The following is a 22,573-nucleotide window of genomic DNA, read 5'->3' on the forward strand; positions in this document are numbered from 1 at the left end:
CAAAGGTAAGATGATGACAAAGATAACAAAGCCAAACGAAGTAAAACGCGAATGGATCGTTTTAGACGCTGAAGGAAAGCGTTTTGGTCGTCTTTTGACAGAAGTAGCGACTATTTTAAGAGGTAAAAATAAACCTTGCTATACTCCAAATGTTGATTGTGGGGATTATGTAATCATTATCAATGCTTCTAAAGCAGTTTTCACAGGTGCAAATAAGGCAGAAGATAAACTATACCACAGACATTCAGGATATTTTGGAAGCGTAAAAAGTGAAAAATTTGGTGATTTATTAGAAAAAAATCCAGTTAAATTATATAAATTAGCAGTTCGTGGTATGCTACCTAAAACAAATTTGGGTAGAGCTATGCTTAAAAAATTAAAAATTTATGCAGGTAGCGAACATCCTCATACTGCTCAAATTGCTAATAAAGGAAAATAATCATGGCAACAACATACGCAACAGGTAAAAGAAAAACCGCTGTAGCTAAAGTTTGGGTAAAAGCTGGTAGTGGTAAAATCATCGTTAATGGTATGGATTTAAACACTTGGCTTGGCGGACATGAAGCTATAAAATTAAAAGTAGTTCAGCCTTTATTAGTAACTAAGCAAGAAACTTCTATGGATATTAAAGCAACAACTCTAGGCGGTGGTTATAGTGCTCAAGCTGAAGCTTTAAGACATGGTATTTCAAGAGCTTTGGCTGCTATGGATGCAGATTTTAGAGCATTATTAAAACCAAAAGGACTTCTTACTAGAGATAGTAGAACTGTTGAGCGTAAAAAATACGGCCGCAGAAAAGCAAGAAGAAGCCCACAATTCTCTAAACGCTAATTTTTTGGATCCATTTTTTGGATCCATTTTCTCTCCCATTTTTTCATATATTTTTGTTTTATTTAAAATCAAAGGATTTTTTGTTTAGAATAAGCTTTTATAATTTCAATGTCCGATCAGGGAAACCTCCTTTTTGTAGTAAATTTAAGCCCCTTATTAAAAAGGGGCTTATTTTATTTTAATTTCTTTTTTATATAATAGTTTAAAACTATATTATTGCTTCAAAGGAAAAATTATGAAAAAAATAATAACTTTGGTAAGTTTAGCAAGTGCATTATTCGCTTTTGATACTAGCAAGATAGAAATCACTCCAACATTTAACTATACAACTCCAGAAGGAAATTTAGATCTTAAAAATTATGGTGGAGTGGGCTTAAGATTTGGTTATCACTATGATGATTTATGGATAGATCAAGCTGAGTTGGGTATAGAATACTATGACAACGCAAAATATAACAATCCAAATGATAACGCTCACACAGATACTAGTGTATCAAGATTTTATGTAAATGCGATTAAAGGGATTGATTTAGCAAATCATGTATATTTATACGGTTTATTAGGAACAGGTTATGAGTATTTAAGTCATGGTGCTTATGAAAACAAAAGCGGTGTGTTTGCTCAATATGGTGCAGGATTTAAATTTGCACTCGGAGAAGACTTAGCTTTAAGACTAGAAGCAAGAGATCAAATTAAATTTAATAATGGTGAGCATAATTTAATTTCTAGTGTTGGTTTAAGTTTTTATTTTGGCAATAAAACCCCAAAAACACCTCAAAGTACAACTAGACAAATCGAAGAAAAGCCACAAACGAGACAAATCGAAGAAAAGCCACAGGTAAAACAAATCAAAAAATCATGTTCAGAGCCAAGAAAGGGTGCTTTAGTCGATCATATAGGATGTGAAAAAACAATAGCACTTGAAGGATATTTTGGTTTTGATCAAATTTCTATTAATCCAAAATTTGCTCAAAAAATTCAAGAAGTGGGTAAAGTTTTAGAAGAAAATCCTCAATATTATACTATTTTAGAAGGACATACAGATAGTACAGGCCCTAAAGCATATAATCAAAAATTATCTTTAGAGCGTGCTAAAGCAGTAGCAAAAGAACTTGAAAAGACAGGTGTTGCTAAAGAAAAAATAGCAACCAAAGGTTATGGTTTTGAAAAGCCAAAAGCTAGCAATGATACCAAGGAAGGTCGTGCACAAAATAGACGCGTAGAAGCAAAATTTTTCATAAAAGAATAAGCTTTGTCAAAAAAAACGATTTTATTTGATTTAGATGGCACTTTGATAGACTCTACAAGTGCCATTTTAGATGGATTTGATGCTGCTTTTAAAGCGTTTAATGAGCCTTTACAAGATCATGAATCTATCAAAGCTCTTATAGGATTTCCTTTAGATATTGCTTTTGAAAAGCTTGGTGTGGCAAAAGAAAAAATAAATGAGTATATTAACGCATATAGAAGTGTATATCAAAAAATTTATATAGAACAAACTTCTTTACTCCCATTGGCAAAAGAAAGTGTATATGAGGCTAGTTTATTTGCTGATTTAGCTGTTGTAACGACTAAAAGTTCTAAATTTTCTAAACCTTTGCTTAGTTGTTTGGGTATAGGAGAGTATTTTAAAGTTATTATAGGTAGAGATGATGTTATAAACCCAAAACCACATGCTGAACCTATTTTATTAGCTTTGGAAAAATTATCCAAGAGCAAAAAAGATGCATTCATGATTGGAGATACTCATTTGGATATTCAAGCAGCTTGTAATGCAAAAATTACTCCTATAGCTGTAAGTAGTGGTTATGAGAGCAAAGAAAGTTTAGCTAAATTTAAAATTCCTATTTTTGACAATACCTATAAAGCTATACAACACATAAAAAGTATAGCATAAATTCACATTTATTCCATCAGTTTTAACATAATAAAAAATTTTTATCATTGTTTAAGACAATTAAAGATAAAGTAGTTTTGAATTAAATAATTATTTTGATTTTAAGGATAATATTAGATGAGTAAAATAATGAAAACAATGGATGGTAATGAAGCAGCAGCTTATGCTGCATATGCATTCACAGAGGTTGCTGGAATTTATCCTATTACTCCAAGTTCTCCTATGGCAGATTATACTGATATATGGGCTTCTCAAGGAAAAAAGAATCTTTTTGGCGTGCCTGTTAAAGTTGTAGAAATGCAAAGTGAGGCAGGAGCTGCTGGAACCGTTCATGGTTCTTTACAGGCAGGTGCTTTAACTACTACATATACTGCTTCTCAAGGACTTTTATTAAAAATACCAAATATGTATAAAATCGCAGGCCAGCTTTTGCCTGGAGTAATTCATGTAGCAGCAAGAGCTTTAGCCTCTCAAGCTCTTTCTATTTTTGGGGACCATCAGGATGTTTATGCGGCAAGACAAACTGGTTTTGCTATGCTTTGCTCACACTCTGTGCAAGAAAGTATGGATTTAGCTGGCGTTGCACACTTAGCAGCTATCAAAGGTAGAGTGCCGTTTATGCACTTTTTTGATGGTTTTAGAACCTCCCATGAAATACAAAAAATTGAAGTAATGGATTATGCACATTTTGATAGATTATTAGATCGTAAGGCTTTATTGGAATTTAGAAATTCCTGTCTTAATTCGGAAAATCCAAAAACAAGAGGAACAGCTCAAAATGATGATATTTATTTTCAAACAAGGGAATTGGCAAATAAATATTATGAGGCAATTCCTGATATTGTCAATGAATATATGCAAGAAATTTCAAAAATTACAGAAAGAGAATATAAGCCTTTTGTGTATTATGGAGATAAAAATGCAACACGCATTGTAGTAGCTATGGGTTCAGTAACCGAAGCTTTAAAAGAAGTTGTAGATTATCTTAATAGCAAGGGTGAAAAAGTAGGGGTTTTAAAAGTTCATTTATATAGACCGTTTAGTTTAAAATATTTATTTGATGTAATGCCTCAAAGTGTTGAAAAAATTGCTGTATTAGATAGAACTAAAGAGCCAGGAAGTTTAGGCGAGCCACTTTATCTGGATTTAAAAAGTGCTTATTATGGAAAAGAAAAAGCACCTTTAATCGTTGGTGGTAGATATGGACTTTCTTCAAAAGATGTTGATCCTGCTCAACTAATAGCAGTATTTGAAAATCTAAATCAAGCTAATCCAAAAGATGGGTTTACTATAGGAATTAATGATGATGTAACTTTTACTTCATTAGCTGTAGGAGAAAAAATTTCTTTGGGCGATGAGAGTACTATAGAGTGCCTATTCTATGGACTTGGTGCTGATGGTACTGTAGGGGCGAATAAAAACTCTATTAAAATTATAGGGGATAAAACAGATTTTTATGCGCAAGCTTATTTTGCTTATGATTCTAAAAAATCAGGTGGCTATACAAGAAGTCATTTAAGATTTTCTAAAAAGCCTATTACTTCAACTTATTTAGTTTCTACGCCACATTTTGTAGCGTGTTCTGTGGCTGCATATTTAGAAATCTATGATGTATTAGCTGGCATTAGAAGAGGTGGAACTTTCCTTTTAAATAGTATTTGGAGTGCAGAAGAAACTATCAAAAAAATTCCAAATGCAGTAAAAAGAATTTTAGCGCAAAAAGAAATTAATTTTTATATTATCAATGCTACAAAACTTGCTAGAGAAATAGGATTAGGTAGTAGAACAAATACTATTATGCAATCAGCATTTTTCAAACTTGCTAATATTATTCCTTTTGAAGATGCTCAAAAATATATGAAGGAATTGGCATATAAATCATATAGCAAAAAAGGTGATGCTATAGTTGAGATGAATTACAAAGCTATTGATGTAGGTGCAGATGAACTTGTGAAAGTTGATATTGATCCTTCTTGGGCAAATTTAGCTGATGAAACAAAAGAAGAAACTATAGCTTATAAAGGTACAGAATTTGTTGAAAAAATTGCAAAACCTATGAATGCAGCTAAAGGCGATGATTTACCAGTTTCTGCGTTTTTAGGGTATGAAGATGGTAGTTTTGAACACGGCACAACTGAGTATGAAAAAAGAGGTGTTGGTGTTATGGTGCCAAGATGGATAGAAACTAATTGTATTCAGTGTAATCAATGTGCTTCAGTATGTCCTCATGCAGTTATTAGACCATTCTTGATTGATGAAGAAGAGCTAAATGATGCCCCAGTAGGTGTAAAAGAGCATAGTTTAAATGCAAAAGGTGTAAAAGAACAAAAACTAAATTTCAAAATTCAAGTTTCACCACTTGATTGTACAGGCTGTGAGCTTTGTGTGCATGAGTGTCCTACTAAAGAAAAATCTTTAGTAATGGTTCCACTAGGTGAAGAACTTGAACATGGAGAGCAAGAAAATGCTGACTATTTGTTTAAAAAAGTAAGTTATAAAGATGATATTTTAAATAGAGAAAACACCAAAGGTATTCAGTTTTCTCAACCTTTATTTGAATTTCATGGTGCATGTCCAGGTTGTGGGGAAACTCCATATATCACTTTAATTACTAGATTATTTGGTGAGAGAATGATTATAGCTAATGCAACGGGTTGTAGTTCTATTTATGGTGGTTCAGCACCTTCAACTCCTTATAGAAAAAGTAATAAAAATGGTCATGGTCCAGCTTGGGGTAATTCTTTATTTGAAGATAATGCTGAATTTGGTTTAGGTATGAAAATAGCAACCGAAACTACAAGACATAAAATAGAACAAATTATGAATGAAAGTATGCAAGAAGTCCCTAATGCACTTTCTGCTTTATATAAAGAATGGATTGTAAATAAAGAAGATTCTAAAGCTTCATTGGAGTTAAGGGATAAATTAGTTCCATTATTAGAAGAAAACAAACAAATTAAAGCTGTAAATGATATTTTAGAACTTAAAAGCTATTTGAGTAAAAAATCACACTGGATTTTTGGTGGTGATGGTTGGGCCTATGATATAGGATATGGTGGTCTTGATCATGTTTTAGCAAGTGGTGAAAATGTAAATATCTTAGTACTTGATACTGAAGTTTATTCAAATACCGGAGGTCAAAGTTCAAAATCGTCAAGAACTGGTTCAGTAGCTCAATTTGCTGCTGCAGGTAAGCCTGTGCAGAAAAAAGATTTGGGGCAAATTGCTATGACTTATGGTTATATATTTGTTGCTCAAGTAAATTCTAATGCAAATTATTCTCACTTGTTAAAGGCATTAATTGCTGCTGAATCTTATAATGGACCATCATTGATTATTGCTTATTCTCCTTGTATAGCCCATGGTATTAAAGGAGGGCTTGGAAATTCAGGAATTCAAGCAGAGCTTGCTACAAAGTGTGGATATTGGCCAACTTATATTTATGATCCGCGTTTAGAATCAGAAGGAAAAAATCCTCTAGTAATTTCTTCTAAAGAGCCTGATTGGGACTTATATGAAAGCTTTTTAATGAATGAAGTTCGCTATACTTCACTGAAAAAATCAAATCCTGAGCAGGCTAATGATCTTTTTGAAAAAAATAAAAAAGATGCACAACGCAGATATAGGCAATTAAAACGTTTAGCAAGTGCTGATTTTAGTAATGAAAACTAAACTTGCTTAAAATTTTAATTGTGAGTTTTTGGATAATTAGTGCTTTTAGTACTAATTATCCATTTTTTATCAATGATTGTAAAATAGATAGTTTTGATTCAATTAAAGACCCTTTTTTTCAAAATATTGAAAAATTAAAATCAGATTATTCTTTACAAGCTATTGTTTCTAATAAAGTTAAAATTAACAATATATGGTATGCTTTAAATGATAGTATTGATGGATTTATGATTATTGAAATAACAAATTCTCAAGTTGTTTTGATGAAAAAAGATAAAGTATTGGTTCTGGATTTATATGATAAAAATAATATTTTTGTTTATTAGTTTTTTTATTTTTACAAATGCTTCAATAATTCAATGCAATCAACGTGTTTTTGATATAAGTATTGAAAATAAAACTTCTTTACTTGAAGTTTTGAATGAGCTTGGTAGAGAATGCGGTTTTAGTATTATTATAAAAGATTTAATAGCTAAAGAAAAATTAGATAGCAAGCAAAACTATTTACATATAAGAAAAATGACTTTAAAAGAAATTTTTAATTTGCTATTAAAAGAAAATAATCTTGCTTATGAATACGAAAGAAATATTTTAAAAGTTTATGGAAAAAAAATAAAAACTTTTAAAGTTCACTATATAAGTTCTATTAGAGAAGGGCAAAGTATTACCAAGGCTTCGGTAGATTCAAGACCTAGGCAAGGAGATTATGATAATACTAAAGAAGCAGATAATTTAGTGATAAGTACAGACAAATTTGATTTTTGGGAAAAAATAGCTGAAGAAATTCAAGCTTTATTGGATGAAAAAACAAATAAGCCTATTATTAACACTAATGCAGGAATTATAACATTAAATGCAACACCATACGAACTTGCGAGAGTTGAAAAATATCTATATGATTTAAATAAAAGACTTAAAAAACAAGTATTAATTGATGTAAGTATTGTTGCGGTGCATTTAAATAAAAGTCATTCTAGCGGAATTAACTGGCAAGAACTTGCTTTTAAACTTAACAGTGATGATGATTTTATTATAAATAAGGGTGGAATCAGGAATATTAATTTAAAAGCCAATATAGAAACAAAGGCTATTTTAAATTTATTACAAGAAAATGGAAAAACAACCGTACTTTCAAATCCAAAACTTATGGCTTTAAATAATCAACAAGCTATTATTTCCATAGGAGATACAATAAATTATCAAGTAAAAGAAAGTTCTAAAGGAACTGAAAATGGGACAACTATTAGTGAGACTTTTAATAATTATTCTATTTTTGTAGGGATATTACTTAATATTTTGCCAGAGATTTCAGATGATCATAAAATTATGCTTAGGATTAATCCAAGTTTGAGTGATTTTAAATATAGTGTAGATAATTATCGTCAAAATAAACCTAGAGATATTGCACCTGATACTATACAAAAAAAGCTTTCAACTGTAGTAGAAGTTGAAGATGGACAAACCTTAATTTTAGGTGGATTAATTAGTAAAAATACTATTAGTAATCATAATGAAATCAGTGCTTTATCTAAAATACCACTTTTTGGTTTTTTGTTTCAGGGAAAACAGAATTTAGAAGATACTAGTGAAATAGTTTTTATTATTAAACCAAGTTTAATAAAAGCTGATAAAAAAATTTTAAGTTTAAAAGAATTGGGTTTTGAACATGAAGATAATATATTTTAAATTATTACTTTGTTTATCATTTATGCAAGCAATTGATATTGAAAATAGCACCTATGATACTGCACTTTTTTATGAGAAGTTTATTTTGCAACCAAATTATGAAAATGCTCTGAATTTAGCTAAGTATTTTTATCAAAATAAAGCTTATGAAGAAGCTATTTATTGGGCTATAGAAGCAAATGATTTTGATTTAGAACAAAAAGAGGCATGGTTGATTTTTATCAATGCAAAGCTTAAGCAAGGAAAATACGAACATGCTCTAAAAGCAAAAAATGAGTATGAAAAACTCTTAGGAATTGATCTTGAGTGACAAATATATTCTTTTAGAACAAAATTTATTTACAAAAAAAGAATTAAAAAGTTTAGATGAATGTTTTTTTAAAGAATTATCACAAAATTATGGCTTAAATTTTTTGGATTTAAATAAAGATATGAAATTTGAAAAGTATCTTGATATTTTACCGATTGCTTTAATGGAGCAATATGAACTTTTTTGTTTTAATGAGGATGATGAAAATATTTATATTGTTTCTTTTAAACCTTTATTAGAAGAAGCTATAGAAAAAATACAAAATTTATATCGTTTTAAAAATATACAGATTTTTATTTGTACATATGTTCAATTTGAATATTTTTTCAAAAAAATTCAATTTTTGATAAAAATTAGAGATTATGCTGATATTTTATATAAAAATTTAAACAACCAAGAAGTACAAGAAGATGCTATATTGGAACAATTTTTATTGCTAATTTTATCACATGCTTGTTTTTTTAAAGCAAGTGATATTCATTTTGAACCATTAGAAAATGAAGTTTTAGTAAGATTTAGAATTGATGGAATTTTAAATAATATTTGTGTTTTAAATTTTAGAGTATATCAAGCTTTACTTTTACATATAAAGATTATTTCTTTATTAAATGTTGCAGAACAAAGAAATGCCCAAGATGGTAGTTTTAGTAAAATAATTCTAGAGCAAAAATATGATTTTAGAGTATCTATTATGCCTTTACTTTTTGGACAAAGCATTGTTCTTAGAATTTTAAAACAAGAAGAACGGGTTTTTGAACTTGATAAATTGTTTATTGATGAAGATATTTTATCAAATTTAAAAAGATATATTCAAGCACCATATGGTCTTATTTTGTTTTGTGGTCCTACAGGTAGTGGAAAAAGCACTTTTATGCATGCAATTTTAAACCAACTTGATACTAGTAAAAAAATAATTACTTTAGAAGATCCTATAGAATACAAACTAAAGCATGCGCAACAAATTCTTTTAAATCCTAAAGCTAATTTTGATTTTCATAAAGCATTAAGATCTGTTTTAAGACAAGATCCTGATGTAATAATGGTTGGTGAGATTAGAGATGAGGAAAGTTTAGATATAGTTTTAAAGGCATCATTAAGCGGACATTTGGTTTTAAGTACCTTACATACTAATAATGCTTTAGAGGCTATTTTTAGAATGATGCATATGAATGCTAAATCTTATTTAATATCTTGTTCTTTAAATTTAATTATAGCTCAACGTTTAGTGAGAAAATTATGCAAATGCAAAGAGAAAGTTTATGAAAAAAGCATTTTTCAAAATGAAGTGATTGAAGGTTATTTTTATAAAGCAAAAGGTTGTGCTAGGTGTTTAAATAGTGGTTATAAGGGTCGTATAATGATAGCTGAATTTTTGTTTTTAGATCAAAACATAAAAAATATGATAGAAAATAACATAGGTTATGATAATATTTTAAAATATGCTATAGAAAAAGGATTTTTAACCTTAGGATGTGATGCAGTACAAAAGGTTAAACAAGGTTTAACTAGTCTAGAAGAATTAAAAAAGATAAGCTTTTGAAAAAATTTATTATTACTTATGTTTTAAATAATGAGTCAAAACAACGTATCATTAAAGCTAAAAATTTATATGAAGCTAGAATTTGGGCTTTAGAAAAATACTCTAAATTGGTTGATATACAAGAGTATTTTGAACAAACAAAACATAAAATAAAAGATGAAGATCTTGTGTTTATTTTGAAAGATTTAAGTGTTGTTTTAAAGAGTGGAATGAGTTTACAAGAGGCAATATTAGAATTTATAAATTATGCTTATGATGAAAAAGTCGTTAATAAATTTAGTGTAGTTTATAATAAACTCATAAATGGATATTCTTATGAAGAGTCTTTTATAGGCATTTTAAATTCTAGAGAATTAGCAGTTTTAAAAATTTGTGAGGGAAAACAAGAATTAAGTAAAGCTTTTGATATTATTGTTGATTTAAAAGAAAAAAACATAAAAAACTTAAAACAATTTAAAAAAGCCATAACTTATCCAATTTTGGTATTTACTTGTGTTATTTTGGCTTTTTTTGTTCTTATAATTTTTGTTTTACCTGAATTCCAACTCTTGTTTAAACAACTTGAATTACCATTGCCAGTTGTTACAAAAATTCTTTTTACAATAGCAGATTTTTTTACCAATTTCTTGATATATATTATTTTAGGAGTATTTATCCTTATATTCTTTGTAATTTTTTTTAAAAACACATTTCTTTTTCATAAAATAATGTTTTATTTTCCTATTTTTGGCAAAATTATTCAAAATCAAGATAAATTTTGTTTTTTTATAATTTTATCTCATCTATTAAGTGCTGGAATAGATGCAAAAAAAGCTTTTGAATTGTCTATCGGAGGTATAGAAAATTTATTTTTGAAAAATAAAATGTTTGAAGCTATGAAATTATTTGAATCAGGACTAGATATAGCACAGGCGTTTTTAAAAATAGATATATTTGAACCTTTTGTTATAAGAATGTTAAAATTAGCTTTAAAAAGTTCAAAATTAGATAAAAGCACTTATGAGCTTGCATTGTTTTTTGAATATAAAAAAGAAAATTACACTCAAAAACTTCTTACTTTACTTGAGCCATTAATGACGATTATCATGGCAAGTTTGATTTTAATTCTTGCTTTGGGCGTATTTTTACCTATGTGGCAAATGAGTCAAGGTGTTAGTTTTTAGAATTTTCAATGATGCTTTCTAGTTCTTGATAATCTTTTTTAAGTTTTTCTAGTATTTCTTGAGCTTTTAAACCTATCATTAGTAATTCATAAACTTTTGGTCGATCTTTTTTCCACTTACGCAATGTTTTAACATTGATATCTAATTTTCCTGCTATATCTCTTTGAGTCATCAAAATCCATTTTTTTATTTGATTTATATCAATAATGGCTTTAAAAGAAAACAAGGTAAATTTAGAACTTTTTAATTATAAAAAGGGTAAATTTAGGACTTAATTTATTTTTTAAGGTTTTGGTGTGTTAAAATCAATTGACGAAAAAGATAATATTATCTATGGAGATTTATCTGCTCAAAAGAATTTGAATATTGAATTTTGTGGTAGAAAAAATATTGTTTTTTTCGCAGGATCTAGTTTAAATATTAATATTATTTTTCATGGAGATAATTCTTTAGTTTTTATTTGTAATAATTGTCGGTTGAATGGAAAAATTGAAATAAGAACAGGTGGAGTTTTTTACGCAGGTGAAAATTGTACTTCAGGTTGGACTCATTTTCGTGTTTATGAGGGAAGGAGCATTATATTAGGTAATGATAATATGCTTTCTTGGTCTATTTGGATGCAAACTTCTGATTATCATTTAATTTTTCATTCAAATTCTTATAAAAGAATTAACTTTGCTAAAAGTATTTATATAGGTGATCATGTTTGGTGTGCCCAAGAAGTTGCTGTGTTAAAAGGTAGTTTCGTAGCAAGTGGGAGTATTTTAGGTGCAAAAAGCGTTAATGCCGGATATAAGTTTTCTAATAGTATTTATGCTGGAAATCCTAGTAGAATAATTAAGGATAATTGTTTTTGGAGTAGAGAAGATCCAGTTGTTGGCAATTGGTGCAAAAATGAAATTGCACAATATTCTACAATGAATACTAAAGAATTTAAATTTGACTTTGAAGAACAAAAATTTTTAAATCCTGTTTTATTAGAAAAAGAACTTGAAAAATTAGAAAATGCACATGATAAATTAGAATTTATATACGATTATATTTATAATAATACTCATAAAAATCGTTTTTCTTTATTTGAGAATAGTAATCAAAGTAAATGCAAACTTTATAAAGATAAAAATAAAATTTCTTTTTCAAGATTAAAATTTCAAAATTCTAAAAGACAGGATGAATTAGCACTCAAGTATAAAGGTGCTGTATGTATAGTAAAAAATCATTTATCCTATAAATTAGGATTTGCCATAATTAAAAACTCAAAAAATTTTAGAAACTATATAAAAATACCCTTTGTGCTTTTGAAAATTGCAAAAGAACATAAAAATACAATCCAAAATAAAGTAAATTTGCAAGATTTTTGTGACTATGAAGAAGCAATAAATATAAAAAATAGCCTTTCATATCAGCTTGGAAATGCTTTGATTAGAGCTCATAAAATTCGATATAAAGGCGGATATTTAAAATTTTTTATTGAAACAATAAAAATTATAAAGAAATTTAAGCAAGATAATCATAAGTAACTTTAGCTATAGTTAATGCAACCATAGTTAAAAAAAGTTTTTTAATGAAAGTTCCTTGAGTTTTTAAAACAAATTTAGAGCCTATGAAAGCACCTAAAATTTGACCTATACCCATTAAAAAACCAACCTTCCATAATACTTCATAAGAATATAAAAAAACCCCCAAGGCTACTATGTTACTGGTAAAATTTAAGATTTTGGTATTAATGCTTGCATTTTTCATGCTAAAACCAAGAAATATTACACAAGCAAAGATCCAAAATGACCCAGTTCCTGGTCCTAAAAAGCCATCATAAAAGCCAAGCAACAAACCAAAAGTGATTTGAAAACTTGTAGCACTCATTTTAGCTTTATTATGGATATGACCCAAATCAGGTTTAAAAATAGTATATAAAAAGATTAAAACAAGACAAATTAATACAATGATTTTAACAGCATTTTGATCTATGAGTAAAACAGCATAAGTTCCAATAGCTGCACCAATGGCGGTAAATAAAATTCCCAAAGCAATTTTTTCTATATGCATAGATTTTCTATAGGCTAAAACAGCTGTTAATGAACCAAAAGTACTTTGAAGTTTATTTGTAGCTAGTGCTAAATGAGGAGGAATCCCGCAGGCAAATAAAGCAGGTATAGTAATAAGCCCACCTCCACCTACTATAGCATCAACACATCCTGCAAAAGCTGCAACAAAAAATAAAATCACATAATAAGTTAATTCAAGCTCCATAAGCTTTCCTTGTTTTGTCCGATTCTATATAAAGCAAAATCATATTTTATAGGATCGTGTGGATCAAATTTTTTAAGATTTTGCGTAAGTTCTAATACACTTTTAAAATCATAAATCTTACGCTCTAAAAGCTTAATCTTTAATGAAACTTTATGAGTATGTGTATCTAAAGGTATAAGCAAATCTTTTTTATCTATGTTTTTAAATAATCCAAGATCAAGTTCATCTTTTCTAACCATCCATCTTAAATACATATTATATCTTTTTAAAGGTCCTTTGGGGAATGTAAAATTTTTAGAAAAGAAAAACTCATAACCATAACTTCTATATGAATTGATTCTATAGATTTGTTCTATAAAATATTTTATAGCGTGTGTGATATTTTGTTCTTTTTTATAGGCTGTAGTGAAAATATTTTCAATGCTATTTTGATTTTTTAAACGCTTTAGAGTAATAAAAATTTGAGCTATATCTTGTGAATTTTGAAAACGATATTTTAAATTTTTACATTCTTTTATAATATATTCATCACTTTTTTCTAATAAAGTAAAATCAAGCTTTTTTAAAAAATTGACAATATTTTTAGCATTTCCATAAGCAAATAAAGCACAAAGCAAAGCTATAGTTTCATCTTTATATATGCTTGCAATTTGCAATGGATCAGGATGAGAAAAAAGCTCTTTTTGGGTATTTTTATCTAAAATAGCTTTTTCCAAAAGAGCTTTTAATTGCATTAGGATTTTAGGCCAAGTAAAGTATCTAGCATTTGATCAACTGTGGTTACTATTTTAGCTGCAGCACCATAACTTGCTTGATATTGTATAAGCGAAGCTAATTCTTCATTGGTATTTACCCCGCTTTTTGATTGGTATTCTGCATAAACTGTATTATAAACAGTTGTGTTTGTTGCATGAGAAAAACCGTTACTTTCTGCATTTGAAGCAATTTTTCCTGTAAATTTTCTATAATATCCATCTAAAGTTAAAGTATCTACCGTGCCGTTTTTATTATAAAAATTTACTTTAGTAGTTTGAAGTTGTAACATAGCATTAGCAACATCGTTATTTCCGTTGATTCCATTTGAGCTTGCTTTTAAGGTATTAGGATCATTTCTTATGCTTGAATTTACATTTATACTGCTTGCATCTTGTCCATTGAAGAATGAAGATACATTTAATGCTCCAGGAAAATTAGTGCCTTTATCTTTAAAAGCTATTTTATAACCCTCTTTTAAACCATTGATTTGAAAATTTCCACTATCGCTTTGCACATCATAATGATAAAAAGCTTTGAAAAAATCGTTTAAATCATCACCACCTTGACTATTTTTATTATCATCAATATCAGCGTTAATTTGGTTAACTATATCTTGTATGGTGGTATTTACATCTATTTTTATTGTTCTTGTGGCTACAGGTTCGCCTTTATCATTGTAAACAGTAAGATCAAAATTTCCTGCTTGGATGTTTTTGTCATAACTCATTAAAGAGGTGTTTGGTTTTAAGCCTTTTAAATCATCAGAGTTAACCCTACTAGTTGCTGCTTGTGCATAAACATTGTTAGTTTGGGTAATCAAAGTCTTAGTAAAAGTATTTAGCATATCCTTGTATTCTTGCAAAATGCCATCACTATAAGTACTGTGGTTACCATCATAATTTCTACCTCTAAGATCAAGTTGTGCTCCAAGTTGTCCGCCTGTGATTTTACCTGTTAAGTCATAGCGATTTTCATCATTAACTTCATAAGAAATTTGGTAAAATCCTTGAGGATTTTTGTTGTCAAGTTTTAAAGGATGAAAACTTGATCCATTTACTATACTAAATCCTTGAATACTTAAATCATAATATCTTCCAGAATCTGTCATAGTTGATTCTAAGGTGCTATCTTGTGTACTTTTACCTTTCCAAGCTACTGCATCTACTAGCTTTGAGAGTCTAAGTTCAAGCTCATCCCTTCTATCTCTTAATTGATTTGCATTATCGGTTGGTAAAACTTCTTCGTTTTCAAGCTGTTTATTGATATTTGCAATTTCTTGACCAATGTTGTTAATTTCATCTACGCTTTGTCTAATTTGTTCATTTACCGTTTGTTGCATTTGATCAAGAGCTTGTAGTGTTTTTTGTATATTTTGTGTGAGAGTGTTAGCACTTTCTACAAGATCTATTTTGCTTGCACCATCACTTGGATTTGAAGCAAAATTATTCCATGCATCGTAATAATTTTTGTAATCTTGTAAAATACCTGTTCCTTGCATATCAGGAAATCTTTGACTTGCTTCTTGTAAAATTTTCCCCAAATAGTCTGTATATTGTTGTTGTGTTGTAGCGTTTTTTAATTTATAATAAGAATGCTCATCATGTAATCTTTTAATGGTGTTAATTTGAGTGCCAGTTCCTAAATGTAAACCACCTCTATCAATAGACATTCCAGTGCCTTGTACAGCTCTTTGTCTCGTATAAAATACCGCGTTTGCATTGGAAATATTGTTACCAGTTGTGTTGATTTGAATTTCAGCAGCTTTTATGCCACCAACTCCTGTATATAAACTATCAAAAATTCCCATGATTTAGCCTTTAAACATTAATTTTAAATAATGAATCTGGAATTGTTTTTTTATCTCCATAAGCATTATTTGTTCCATTTTGTTCAAACATGGTATTTAAAAGATTGTCATAAAAATCTTTAATTACAAGAACTAATTTAGCATATTCTTTATTTTTTTGGTGTAGAGTGTTTAAATTTTGCTTTAGAAGTGCTAATTTTTCTTTATCTTCATCATCTAAAAGCTCATCTAAGCCTTTGTTATTTCCTTGATTACTAAGATCTATTAAAGCTTTGTCAAGATTTTTTTTAGCAATTTGAAAATCACTTACTAATTTAGTTTTATCTTCTATACTTTTATTTACATATTGATGATTAGCAACTTGAATTTGTGCTATATCTTCTATAGTAAGATTGATGAGTTTTTCTAATATGGAATTTGTTTCATCTAGATATTGTTTAACCATTTTTTATCCTTTCTTGGGCAATTAACCCAAAAAAAGATAAATATTATAATAAAGAATCTGCTATTGCTTTTGAAGTGGCTTGTAAATCTATTTTATACTCACCATTTTTAATCTGAGAAGCAATTAAAGATACCTTATTTTCCTCTATTTCTTGAGTTTCTTTTGCCTTATTGTTTTCTTTATTTTCTGTTTTGTTTAAATCATTAGTAGCAACTTGAGCTACATAACTTTGATGTATAGGGTTTATCATTTTAAGCCTCCAGTTCTATTGAAAAACTCTAAAAACTATATCGGCACTTAAAAAAATAACTTAACCCCTTTCTTTTAAATAATCAAATAATAATTTTGAAAAACCTAACCCTCCACTTAATGCCTTACTCATAGTATCATTATACATAGATGAATAAATTTCATCACTTGCATCTTTTCCAAACAAAGAATTTTCTTGTTTTAAAGAAATATCTAAAACACTTTTGATTAAAAAAGCCTCAAAAGCATCAGTTTGTTCTTTTAATGCTTTATCTTCATTACTTAATGCCTGTATATGAGTTAAGTCGTTTTTAAAAGCACTATCTGCATAGTTTTTTGCTGCTTTATAGCTATTGTTGTGCTTGGTAATACTTTCATAAAGTTTGCTACTATAATTTTTACTTGCTAAATAATTATCCACTCTCATTATATCACCTCTAATTCAGCACTAATTGCACCAGCTCTTTTTAAATTTTGCATAATTGCAATAATATCATTTGGAGTAGCTCCAAGTTTATTTAACATTCTAGCTATATTTGCTACTGTTGTTTTAGTATTTGTGATTTTTAAAGTATTTGAAATAGGATCTAAAATTCCCCCATCTTTCATATCAATTTCGTTTTGTGCTAATGCTGCATTGTTATTTGGATCAATTTTTATAGTTATATCTTTATGGGTGATTAATATAGGTTCTACTTCTATATTTACTCCAGCTACTATAGTGCCAGTTCTCTCATCAATTATAACTTTGCTTTCAGGAGTATAAGCAATGTCTTGCTCTAATACTCTAGCCATAAATTCAACATGAGAAAATTCTTCTGGCTTTGTTAATTTGATGGTTCTAGAATCTAAAGCTTTTGCTATATCTGCATCAAAAATACTATTTAAAACTCTTTCTATATTATTTGCAATTTTAAAATCGGCATCTTTTAAACTTAAGGTTAAATCTTGATTTTGACTGAAATTTTGAGGAATTTCTCTTTCAACTACTGCACCATTGATTACGTTTGCAGAAGTCGAATGTGTCCCTGCTGCACCTGGTCTTGGGCTAAGTCCTCCTATAGCTAAAGAACCTTGAGCTACTGCATAAATTTCTCCATCAACACCTTTTAAAGCTGTCATAAGTAAGGTTCCACCTTGTAAAGACTTTGCATCACCCAAAGAAGCTACGCTTACATCAAGTTTATCTCCACTTCTTGCAAAAGCAGGAAGTTTTGCTGTAACCATTACTGCTGCTGTATTTTTTGATTTTATATCGCCTGGGCTAATTTTTACATTCATACCTTGAAGCATATTTGAGATAGATTGTAAAGTAAATTCACTACTCGTACCATCTCCACTTCCATTTAAACCAACAACCAAACCATATCCTATGAGTTGATTATCTCTAACACCTACTACATTGGTAAGTTCTTTGATGGTAGCTGCAAAAATGCTTAAGCTTAATGTTAAGCAGATTAATAATATTTTCATCGATTCTTCCTTTAATCCATGCTATTTTCATAAATTAAAGCAAAAAAAGTTCCAAATTTATACAAAGGAGTAAAAGCTTAGAGTGGTGGAGCCAAATTTTCTTTCTTTAGTTTTTTCATACTTTTGTAATCTAGCTGGGGTTTTAAAAGAACTATGATGTTCTATAATAATGATTTTCACACTAGAACTTTTTATATTTTCTATCATTTTCAAAGTTTTTTCGTATATATCAAAAAAACCTTCTCTAATATCAAAAGGAGGATCAAGATATAAAATAATATTTTCCTTGGAATCTTGAATGATTTGAGGTGTTTTTTTAAAGGTATCATCATTTAGGCAAATAGTATTTTGATCAATATCAGAAGCATTTTTAGAAGCTATTTCATAAGCTTTTTTATCTTTTTCTATAGCATAACTTTTTAAGCAGCCATTGCTTCTTGCTTCTAATGCCATCAAAGCACTTCCACCAAAGGCTTCTATAAAAATTTTATCTTGCAAAGAAAAACGTAAAACATTAAAAACACACGATTTTACTATACTTTTTGTACTTCTTGTAGTTTCTAAACTAGGAAGTAAAATTTTTTTCCCTTTGTAGATTCCACTTTCTATAGTGGTGTAGATTTTTTGAGTTTGCTTTTTTGAGTTTGCTTTTTTGCTTTCTTTTTCTTTATAATTTTTCAAAAATTCTTTAACACTTTGATATTCTTGTGTTTTATGCATTATTATTTTCTTCTTCTTTGATAAGATTTTTAAGTTCTAGCTTATAAAAATCAAACATTGCATCAATTTTTTTATGGCTTTCTTGGCGTAGTTGCTCTAAAATGGCTTCACATTTTTGATTCATAATTTTTTTTTCTCGCATAGCAATTTTGTAAGAAATATTTTGTAAACTAGCGTTAAAATCATTTAATTCATTCAGCAATTCTTCTGTACTGAAAGGTAATGTTAAGAAATTTGATTTTTTATTAATGATAAATTGTGGTTTTTGTGTGTTAATTTTTTCATCACTAATTATAAAATCACAATCCTTTTTTAAAACCAAAAAATCTTTTAAGATTGTTTCTAAGGTTTTTTCTAAAATTAAATCTTTACATTCAAGTGCAATTTTCATCATGTTAAGCTCACTTTTAATTTATGTTTTTTTAAAGTGTATGGTACAATACCTAGTGCTAAATTTGCAAGTTCTGCAAAAGTTAGTATATAAAAATCTTCAAAATTTCTATTTGAAACAGCCTGTAATCCTTTAGCACACTTATCAAACATATAAAAAGAATAAAAATCTTCTACAACTAAAAAATCACATCCACTATCATAAGCATCTAAAATAATTGCAGCTGCACATTTATAAGCTAGTTCTGTATTTAAATTTAAAAAGTTATATCCACAACTTTTATGTTTTCTTTCAAAATCTATAATTTTTGCCTGAAGAATATTTGTTAATTGCAAAGAATGCTTTGCATCAGAAAAACCTTGATAAATTCCTATATTAAAATCTTTAAAAAAATATTTAATATTTTCTATTTTTAAATACTTTAAAAAAATTTCTGGTGCATATTGGATTTTTTTGATTTTACTCATAATTTCATAAATACTATATTCACATACTAAAATATTATCTTCATCCATCATTCTTGAATATTCTTCTAAGATATCGTTAGGATTGTAATCTATAATAAAATAATTTTTTCCTAAAGGTTTTTCGCATATTGTGGTTTGGATATGAATTTTTTCTAAAGCATGTTTAATAATATCAAAATAACAAAATAAATCATTATTGCTATTGGTATAAAGTTTATACATTTTAAATCCTTAGAAAATTCTTCTAGCTAAACCTGATTTTACAAGCATAACTTTTAATTCTTTAATGTAGGATTCATAATCAAGTGCATTAGAAGTAATGAAATTTTTAAATTTAGTATGATAATAAATCCCTTTATCTTCATCGGCGATTAATTTTAAAAATTGTGGAGTTTTTTCTGGATATTTTAATAACATTTTATAAGCAAATATAAAAAAGCTATCGCCAAGATATTCAGGCAAGAATTCTCTAACTTCACTCATATAGTATAAAAAATCATACTGCTTATAAAGTTCTATATCGTGAATATCAATAAGTCCCTTAAAAAAATCTAATTTATCTAAAAAATCACTTTTATCCATAATAAGATCTTTTGTAGCTCTTTTAGTATCAAGTGGTTCTATAGTAAGTTCATTTCCAAACTGCTCTACAATATTATTCAAAATTCTTCTTTGCCGAATGGCTAATTGGTTGATTTTAATACAAGCTTCCGGGTTTTCTTCAAAATCAAAATATATATCATCTTTTTTTATTTGAGCTAAAATATCATAAATGCGTTTAAAATCATTGCTTTCATAAACATAAGGTTTATAATAAGCTAAATAATCACTATTTTTATCAAAACGAAAAATTTTTAAAGTTATTTTCATCTTTATATCCTTAGGTATTATTTTGATTATATACATTTTAAACTTATAAAAATTTAATTCTTATATAAAATTAAAAGCTTTTTGTATAAAATATTCACAATGGATAAAGAAAAAATTATTATAAATGCTTTTGCTAATTCTATTATTGGTGATGATGGTGCTGTTATTAATGGATATTGTTATTCTAAGGATTTATTTTGCGAAGATGTACATTTTAAATCTTCATGGATGAGTTTGGAGCAAATTGGAGCAAAGGCTATGCTTGTGAATATTTCTGATGCTATAGCTATGAATGCTATTCCAAAATATGCACTTTTAGGACTTTCTTTACCAAAATATTTGAGTATAAAAGAAATTGAAAATTTACAAAAAGGATTATTAAATACTGCAAAAAAATTTGGCATCCAAATTATAGGTGGAGATACGATTGCAGATAAAAAAATAAATATTAGTATAACTATTATTTCTAAGATTAATCATAAAGCTATTTTTAGAAAAGGTTTAAAAAAGGGAGATTTATTTGCTTTTAGCGGAAAATTAGGTGGTAGCTTAAAGGGTTTAAATATTTTACTACGGGGTGGAAAATTGCACTCTAACCATCGTTTTATAAAGCCTAGTTTAAGACAAAATTTTTTTTATGATATAGCAAAAAAAGTTAGAGTGAGTATGGATATATCAGATGGCTTAAACAAAGATTTATCAAGGATATTATCTTTAAATCATTTGAATGTGAAATTTCTTAAAAAATTAGATAAATTTAGCCTAAATAGTGGGGAAGAGTATGAAATTTTATTTGCTTTTGATAAAAAACATAAAGCATATATACAAAACATAGCCAAAAAGCACAGAGTTAAACTAAATATTTTTGCAAAAACAATAACAGGAAGGTATAAATTTTATGGAAGAGAACATCATTTTTAAACCCTTATATACTTTAAAGCATAGCCCAATAAATGTATATTTTTCTAAAAATAGTAATGATTTTGTGGTTAGAGAAAAACCTTTGTACGAATTTAGTGGCAAGGGTGAGCATCTTATTTTACATATACAAAAAAAAGATCTTAGTACTAGTGAAGCTTTGAGAATTTTAAGTGAGCATAGTGGTATTAAAATGAGAGATTTTGGCTATAGTGGTTTAAAAGATAAGCAAGGTTTAACATTTCAGTATATTTCCATGCCTAAAAAATTTGAAGAAAGTTTAAAAATTTTCAAACATGATAAGATGAAAATTATAGAAACTTTTTATCATAATAATAAACTTAGAATAGGACATTTAAAAGGAAATTTGTTTTTTATAAGATTAAAAAAAGTTTCTAAGGTAGATGCTTTAAAAATAGAACAAGCTTTTAAAAATATTAAAGAGCAAGGATATGCTAATTATTTTGGATATCAACGTTTTGGCAAATTTCAAGATAATTTTTTACAAGGATTAGAAATTTTAAAAGGTAAAAAAATCAAAAACAAAAAAATGCAAGAATTTTTAATTTCTGCATTTCAAAGTGAGCTTTTTAATAGATATTTAAGCAAAAGAGTCGAGTTGTCTCATTTTATTAATGATTTTAATGAGAAAGAATTAAAGCAAATTTATGGTTTAGAAAAAGATGAGATTAAAAGCTTAAAAAACCAAAAGCAATTTTTTAAGCTTTTAAAAGGTGAAGTCTTAGGGCATTATCCTTTTGGAAAATGTTTTATATGTGAAGATTTACCAAGTGAAGTGGAAAGATTTAATCAAAAAGATATTAGTGCTATGGGTCTTTTGATAGGTTCTAAAGCTTTTGAAGTAAATGAAGGTTTAGCTAAAAAAATGGAAGATGAGATTTTTTCTATTGCATATGAATTTAAAGATAAAATGCAAGGTTCAAGACGTTTTATGTGGTCTTATTTGCAAGATTGCAAAAGTCATTATGATGAAGAAAAAGCCCATTTTACTTTGGAATTTTTCTTGCAAAAAGGTTCGTATGCGACAGTTGTATTAGAGGAAATTTTACACAAAGACATTCTTGAGCAAAATTTATAATCCATTTTAATCTATAAAATTGATATTTA

The 22,573-nt window shown here is 28.1% G+C and carries 25 protein-coding genes; 13 read left to right on the forward strand and 12 right to left on the reverse strand.

The features are described from left to right. Nucleotides 1-13: 13 nt before the first annotated feature. The 10 genes from rplM to CAQ16704_RS02030 all read left to right on the forward strand — a co-directional run bounded on the left by rplM (nucleotide 14) and on the right by CAQ16704_RS02030 (nucleotide 11,099). On the forward strand, nucleotides 14-439 hold the full coding sequence (gene rplM / locus CAQ16704_RS01985; RefSeq protein WP_039617653.1) for a 50S ribosomal protein L13: 426 nt from the start codon (nucleotides 14-16) through the stop codon (nucleotides 437-439). Between the two features lie 2 nt (nucleotides 440-441). Then, nucleotides 442-831, forward strand: a complete 390-nt coding sequence (rpsI, locus tag CAQ16704_RS01990; protein WP_039617655.1) for a 30S ribosomal protein S9 — start codon at nucleotides 442-444, stop codon at nucleotides 829-831. Between the two features lie 235 nt (nucleotides 832-1,066). Next, nucleotides 1,067-2,080: an OmpA family protein gene (locus tag CAQ16704_RS01995; RefSeq protein WP_039666661.1), complete on the forward strand. Its 1,014-nt coding sequence runs from the start codon at nucleotides 1,067-1,069 to the stop codon at nucleotides 2,078-2,080. Between the two features lie 3 nt (nucleotides 2,081-2,083). Further along, a complete protein-coding gene (locus CAQ16704_RS02000; RefSeq protein WP_039666662.1) occupies nucleotides 2,084-2,728 on the forward strand; it encodes an HAD family hydrolase in 645 nt (214 codons plus the stop codon). A 117-nt stretch (nucleotides 2,729-2,845) separates the two neighbouring features. Next, a complete protein-coding gene (gene nifJ, locus CAQ16704_RS02005) occupies nucleotides 2,846-6,400 on the forward strand; it encodes a pyruvate:ferredoxin (flavodoxin) oxidoreductase (RefSeq protein ID WP_039666663.1) in 3,555 nt (1,184 codons plus the stop codon). Between the two features lie 20 nt (nucleotides 6,401-6,420). Then, on the forward strand, nucleotides 6,421-6,726 hold the full coding sequence (locus tag CAQ16704_RS02010) for a hypothetical protein (protein ID WP_148308466.1): 306 nt from the start codon (nucleotides 6,421-6,423) through the stop codon (nucleotides 6,724-6,726). Beyond that, nucleotides 6,698-8,086: a pilus (MSHA type) biogenesis protein MshL gene (gene mshL, locus CAQ16704_RS02015; RefSeq protein ID WP_039666665.1), complete on the forward strand. Its 1,389-nt coding sequence runs from the start codon at nucleotides 6,698-6,700 to the stop codon at nucleotides 8,084-8,086. The genes CAQ16704_RS02010 and mshL overlap by 29 nt, the downstream gene beginning before the upstream one ends. Continuing rightward, nucleotides 8,067-8,396: a transformation system, membrane protein CtsX gene (locus CAQ16704_RS02020; RefSeq protein ID WP_039666666.1), complete on the forward strand. Its 330-nt coding sequence runs from the start codon at nucleotides 8,067-8,069 to the stop codon at nucleotides 8,394-8,396. The genes mshL and CAQ16704_RS02020 overlap by 20 nt, the downstream gene beginning before the upstream one ends. Next, a complete protein-coding gene (locus CAQ16704_RS02025) occupies nucleotides 8,389-9,936 on the forward strand; it encodes a transformation system, type II secretion system ATPase CtsE (protein WP_039666667.1) in 1,548 nt (515 codons plus the stop codon). Before CAQ16704_RS02020 ends, CAQ16704_RS02025 begins: the two co-directional genes overlap by 8 nt. Beyond that, nucleotides 9,933-11,099: a transformation system, type II secretion system membrane protein CtsF gene (locus CAQ16704_RS02030; protein ID WP_039666668.1), complete on the forward strand. Its 1,167-nt coding sequence runs from the start codon at nucleotides 9,933-9,935 to the stop codon at nucleotides 11,097-11,099. Before CAQ16704_RS02025 ends, CAQ16704_RS02030 begins: the two co-directional genes overlap by 4 nt. Here CAQ16704_RS02030 and CAQ16704_RS02035 read toward each other — a convergent pair. Next, a complete protein-coding gene (locus CAQ16704_RS02035) occupies nucleotides 11,089-11,271 on the reverse strand; it encodes a hypothetical protein (RefSeq protein WP_039666669.1) in 183 nt (60 codons plus the stop codon). The genes CAQ16704_RS02030 and CAQ16704_RS02035 overlap by 11 nt on opposite strands. Nucleotides 11,272-11,395: 124 nt before the next feature. Here CAQ16704_RS02035 and CAQ16704_RS07955 point away from each other — a divergent pair, with 124 nt between their 5' ends. Beyond that, nucleotides 11,396-12,619, forward strand: coding sequence for an acyltransferase (locus CAQ16704_RS07955; RefSeq protein WP_052244969.1), 1,224 nt, complete (start codon nucleotides 11,396-11,398; stop codon nucleotides 12,617-12,619). On the opposite strand, the gene CAQ16704_RS02045 is transcribed toward CAQ16704_RS07955, so the two are convergent. The 11 genes from CAQ16704_RS02045 to CAQ16704_RS02095 are packed head-to-tail and all read right to left on the reverse strand — an operon-like array spanning nucleotide 12,597 to nucleotide 20,527. Further along, entirely contained in the window at nucleotides 12,597-13,349 is a 753-nt protein-coding gene (locus tag CAQ16704_RS02045; RefSeq protein WP_039666670.1) for a TSUP family transporter, read from the reverse strand. The genes CAQ16704_RS07955 and CAQ16704_RS02045 overlap by 23 nt on opposite strands. Further along, nucleotides 13,334-14,083 carry a TIGR02757 family protein gene (locus tag CAQ16704_RS02050; RefSeq protein ID WP_039666671.1) on the reverse strand — a complete coding sequence of 250 codons (750 nt, stop codon included), beginning with the start codon at nucleotides 14,081-14,083 and terminating at the stop codon, nucleotides 13,334-13,336. The genes CAQ16704_RS02045 and CAQ16704_RS02050 overlap by 16 nt, the downstream gene beginning before the upstream one ends. Further along, nucleotides 14,083-15,912, reverse strand: a complete 1,830-nt coding sequence (gene flgK, locus CAQ16704_RS02055; protein WP_039666672.1) for a flagellar hook-associated protein FlgK — start codon at nucleotides 15,910-15,912, stop codon at nucleotides 14,083-14,085. The genes CAQ16704_RS02050 and flgK overlap by 1 nt, the downstream gene beginning before the upstream one ends. 10 nt (nucleotides 15,913-15,922) lie before the next feature. Further along, nucleotides 15,923-16,357 (reverse strand): flagellar export chaperone FlgN, encoded by a 435-nt coding sequence (gene flgN / locus CAQ16704_RS02060; protein WP_039666673.1) that lies wholly within the window; start codon nucleotides 16,355-16,357, stop codon nucleotides 15,923-15,925. A gap of 43 nt (nucleotides 16,358-16,400) precedes the next feature. After that, complete coding sequence (locus CAQ16704_RS02065; protein WP_039666674.1) at nucleotides 16,401-16,607, reverse strand: flagellar biosynthesis anti-sigma factor FlgM; 207 nt, start codon at nucleotides 16,605-16,607, stop codon at nucleotides 16,401-16,403. A 60-nt stretch (nucleotides 16,608-16,667) separates the two neighbouring features. Next, on the reverse strand, nucleotides 16,668-17,033 hold the full coding sequence (locus CAQ16704_RS02070; RefSeq protein ID WP_039666675.1) for a rod-binding protein: 366 nt from the start codon (nucleotides 17,031-17,033) through the stop codon (nucleotides 16,668-16,670). After that, nucleotides 17,033-18,079, reverse strand: a complete 1,047-nt coding sequence (locus CAQ16704_RS02075) for a flagellar basal body P-ring protein FlgI (RefSeq protein ID WP_039666676.1) — start codon at nucleotides 18,077-18,079, stop codon at nucleotides 17,033-17,035. The genes CAQ16704_RS02070 and CAQ16704_RS02075 overlap by 1 nt, the downstream gene beginning before the upstream one ends. Nucleotides 18,080-18,136: 57 nt before the next feature. Next, nucleotides 18,137-18,799 carry an RsmD family RNA methyltransferase gene (locus CAQ16704_RS02080; RefSeq protein WP_039666677.1) on the reverse strand — a complete coding sequence of 221 codons (663 nt, stop codon included), beginning with the start codon at nucleotides 18,797-18,799 and terminating at the stop codon, nucleotides 18,137-18,139. After that, nucleotides 18,792-19,190 carry a hypothetical protein gene (locus CAQ16704_RS02085; protein WP_039667693.1) on the reverse strand — a complete coding sequence of 133 codons (399 nt, stop codon included), beginning with the start codon at nucleotides 19,188-19,190 and terminating at the stop codon, nucleotides 18,792-18,794. The genes CAQ16704_RS02080 and CAQ16704_RS02085 overlap by 8 nt, the downstream gene beginning before the upstream one ends. Next, nucleotides 19,190-19,879, reverse strand: coding sequence for an HdrB C-terminal domain-containing protein (locus CAQ16704_RS07960; RefSeq protein ID WP_052244970.1), 690 nt, complete (start codon nucleotides 19,877-19,879; stop codon nucleotides 19,190-19,192). The genes CAQ16704_RS02085 and CAQ16704_RS07960 overlap by 1 nt, the downstream gene beginning before the upstream one ends. 9 nt (nucleotides 19,880-19,888) lie before the next feature. Further along, nucleotides 19,889-20,527, reverse strand: a complete 639-nt coding sequence (locus CAQ16704_RS02095) for a DUF5644 domain-containing protein (RefSeq protein ID WP_052244971.1) — start codon at nucleotides 20,525-20,527, stop codon at nucleotides 19,889-19,891. Nucleotides 20,528-20,626: 99 nt separating this feature from the next. Here CAQ16704_RS02095 and CAQ16704_RS02100 point away from each other — a divergent pair, with 99 nt between their 5' ends. Further along, nucleotides 20,627-21,448 carry a thiamine-phosphate kinase gene (locus CAQ16704_RS02100; protein WP_039666678.1) on the forward strand — a complete coding sequence of 274 codons (822 nt, stop codon included), beginning with the start codon at nucleotides 20,627-20,629 and terminating at the stop codon, nucleotides 21,446-21,448. Next, complete coding sequence (truD, locus tag CAQ16704_RS02105) at nucleotides 21,417-22,544, forward strand: tRNA pseudouridine(13) synthase TruD (protein ID WP_039666679.1); 1,128 nt, start codon at nucleotides 21,417-21,419, stop codon at nucleotides 22,542-22,544. Before CAQ16704_RS02100 ends, truD begins: the two co-directional genes overlap by 32 nt. The last annotated feature ends 29 nt before the right edge of the window (nucleotides 22,545-22,573 follow it).

The organism is Campylobacter sp. RM16704, assembly GCF_000816245.1.
In the GTDB taxonomy this organism is placed as follows: Bacteria; Campylobacterota; Campylobacteria; order Campylobacterales; family Campylobacteraceae; genus Campylobacter_D.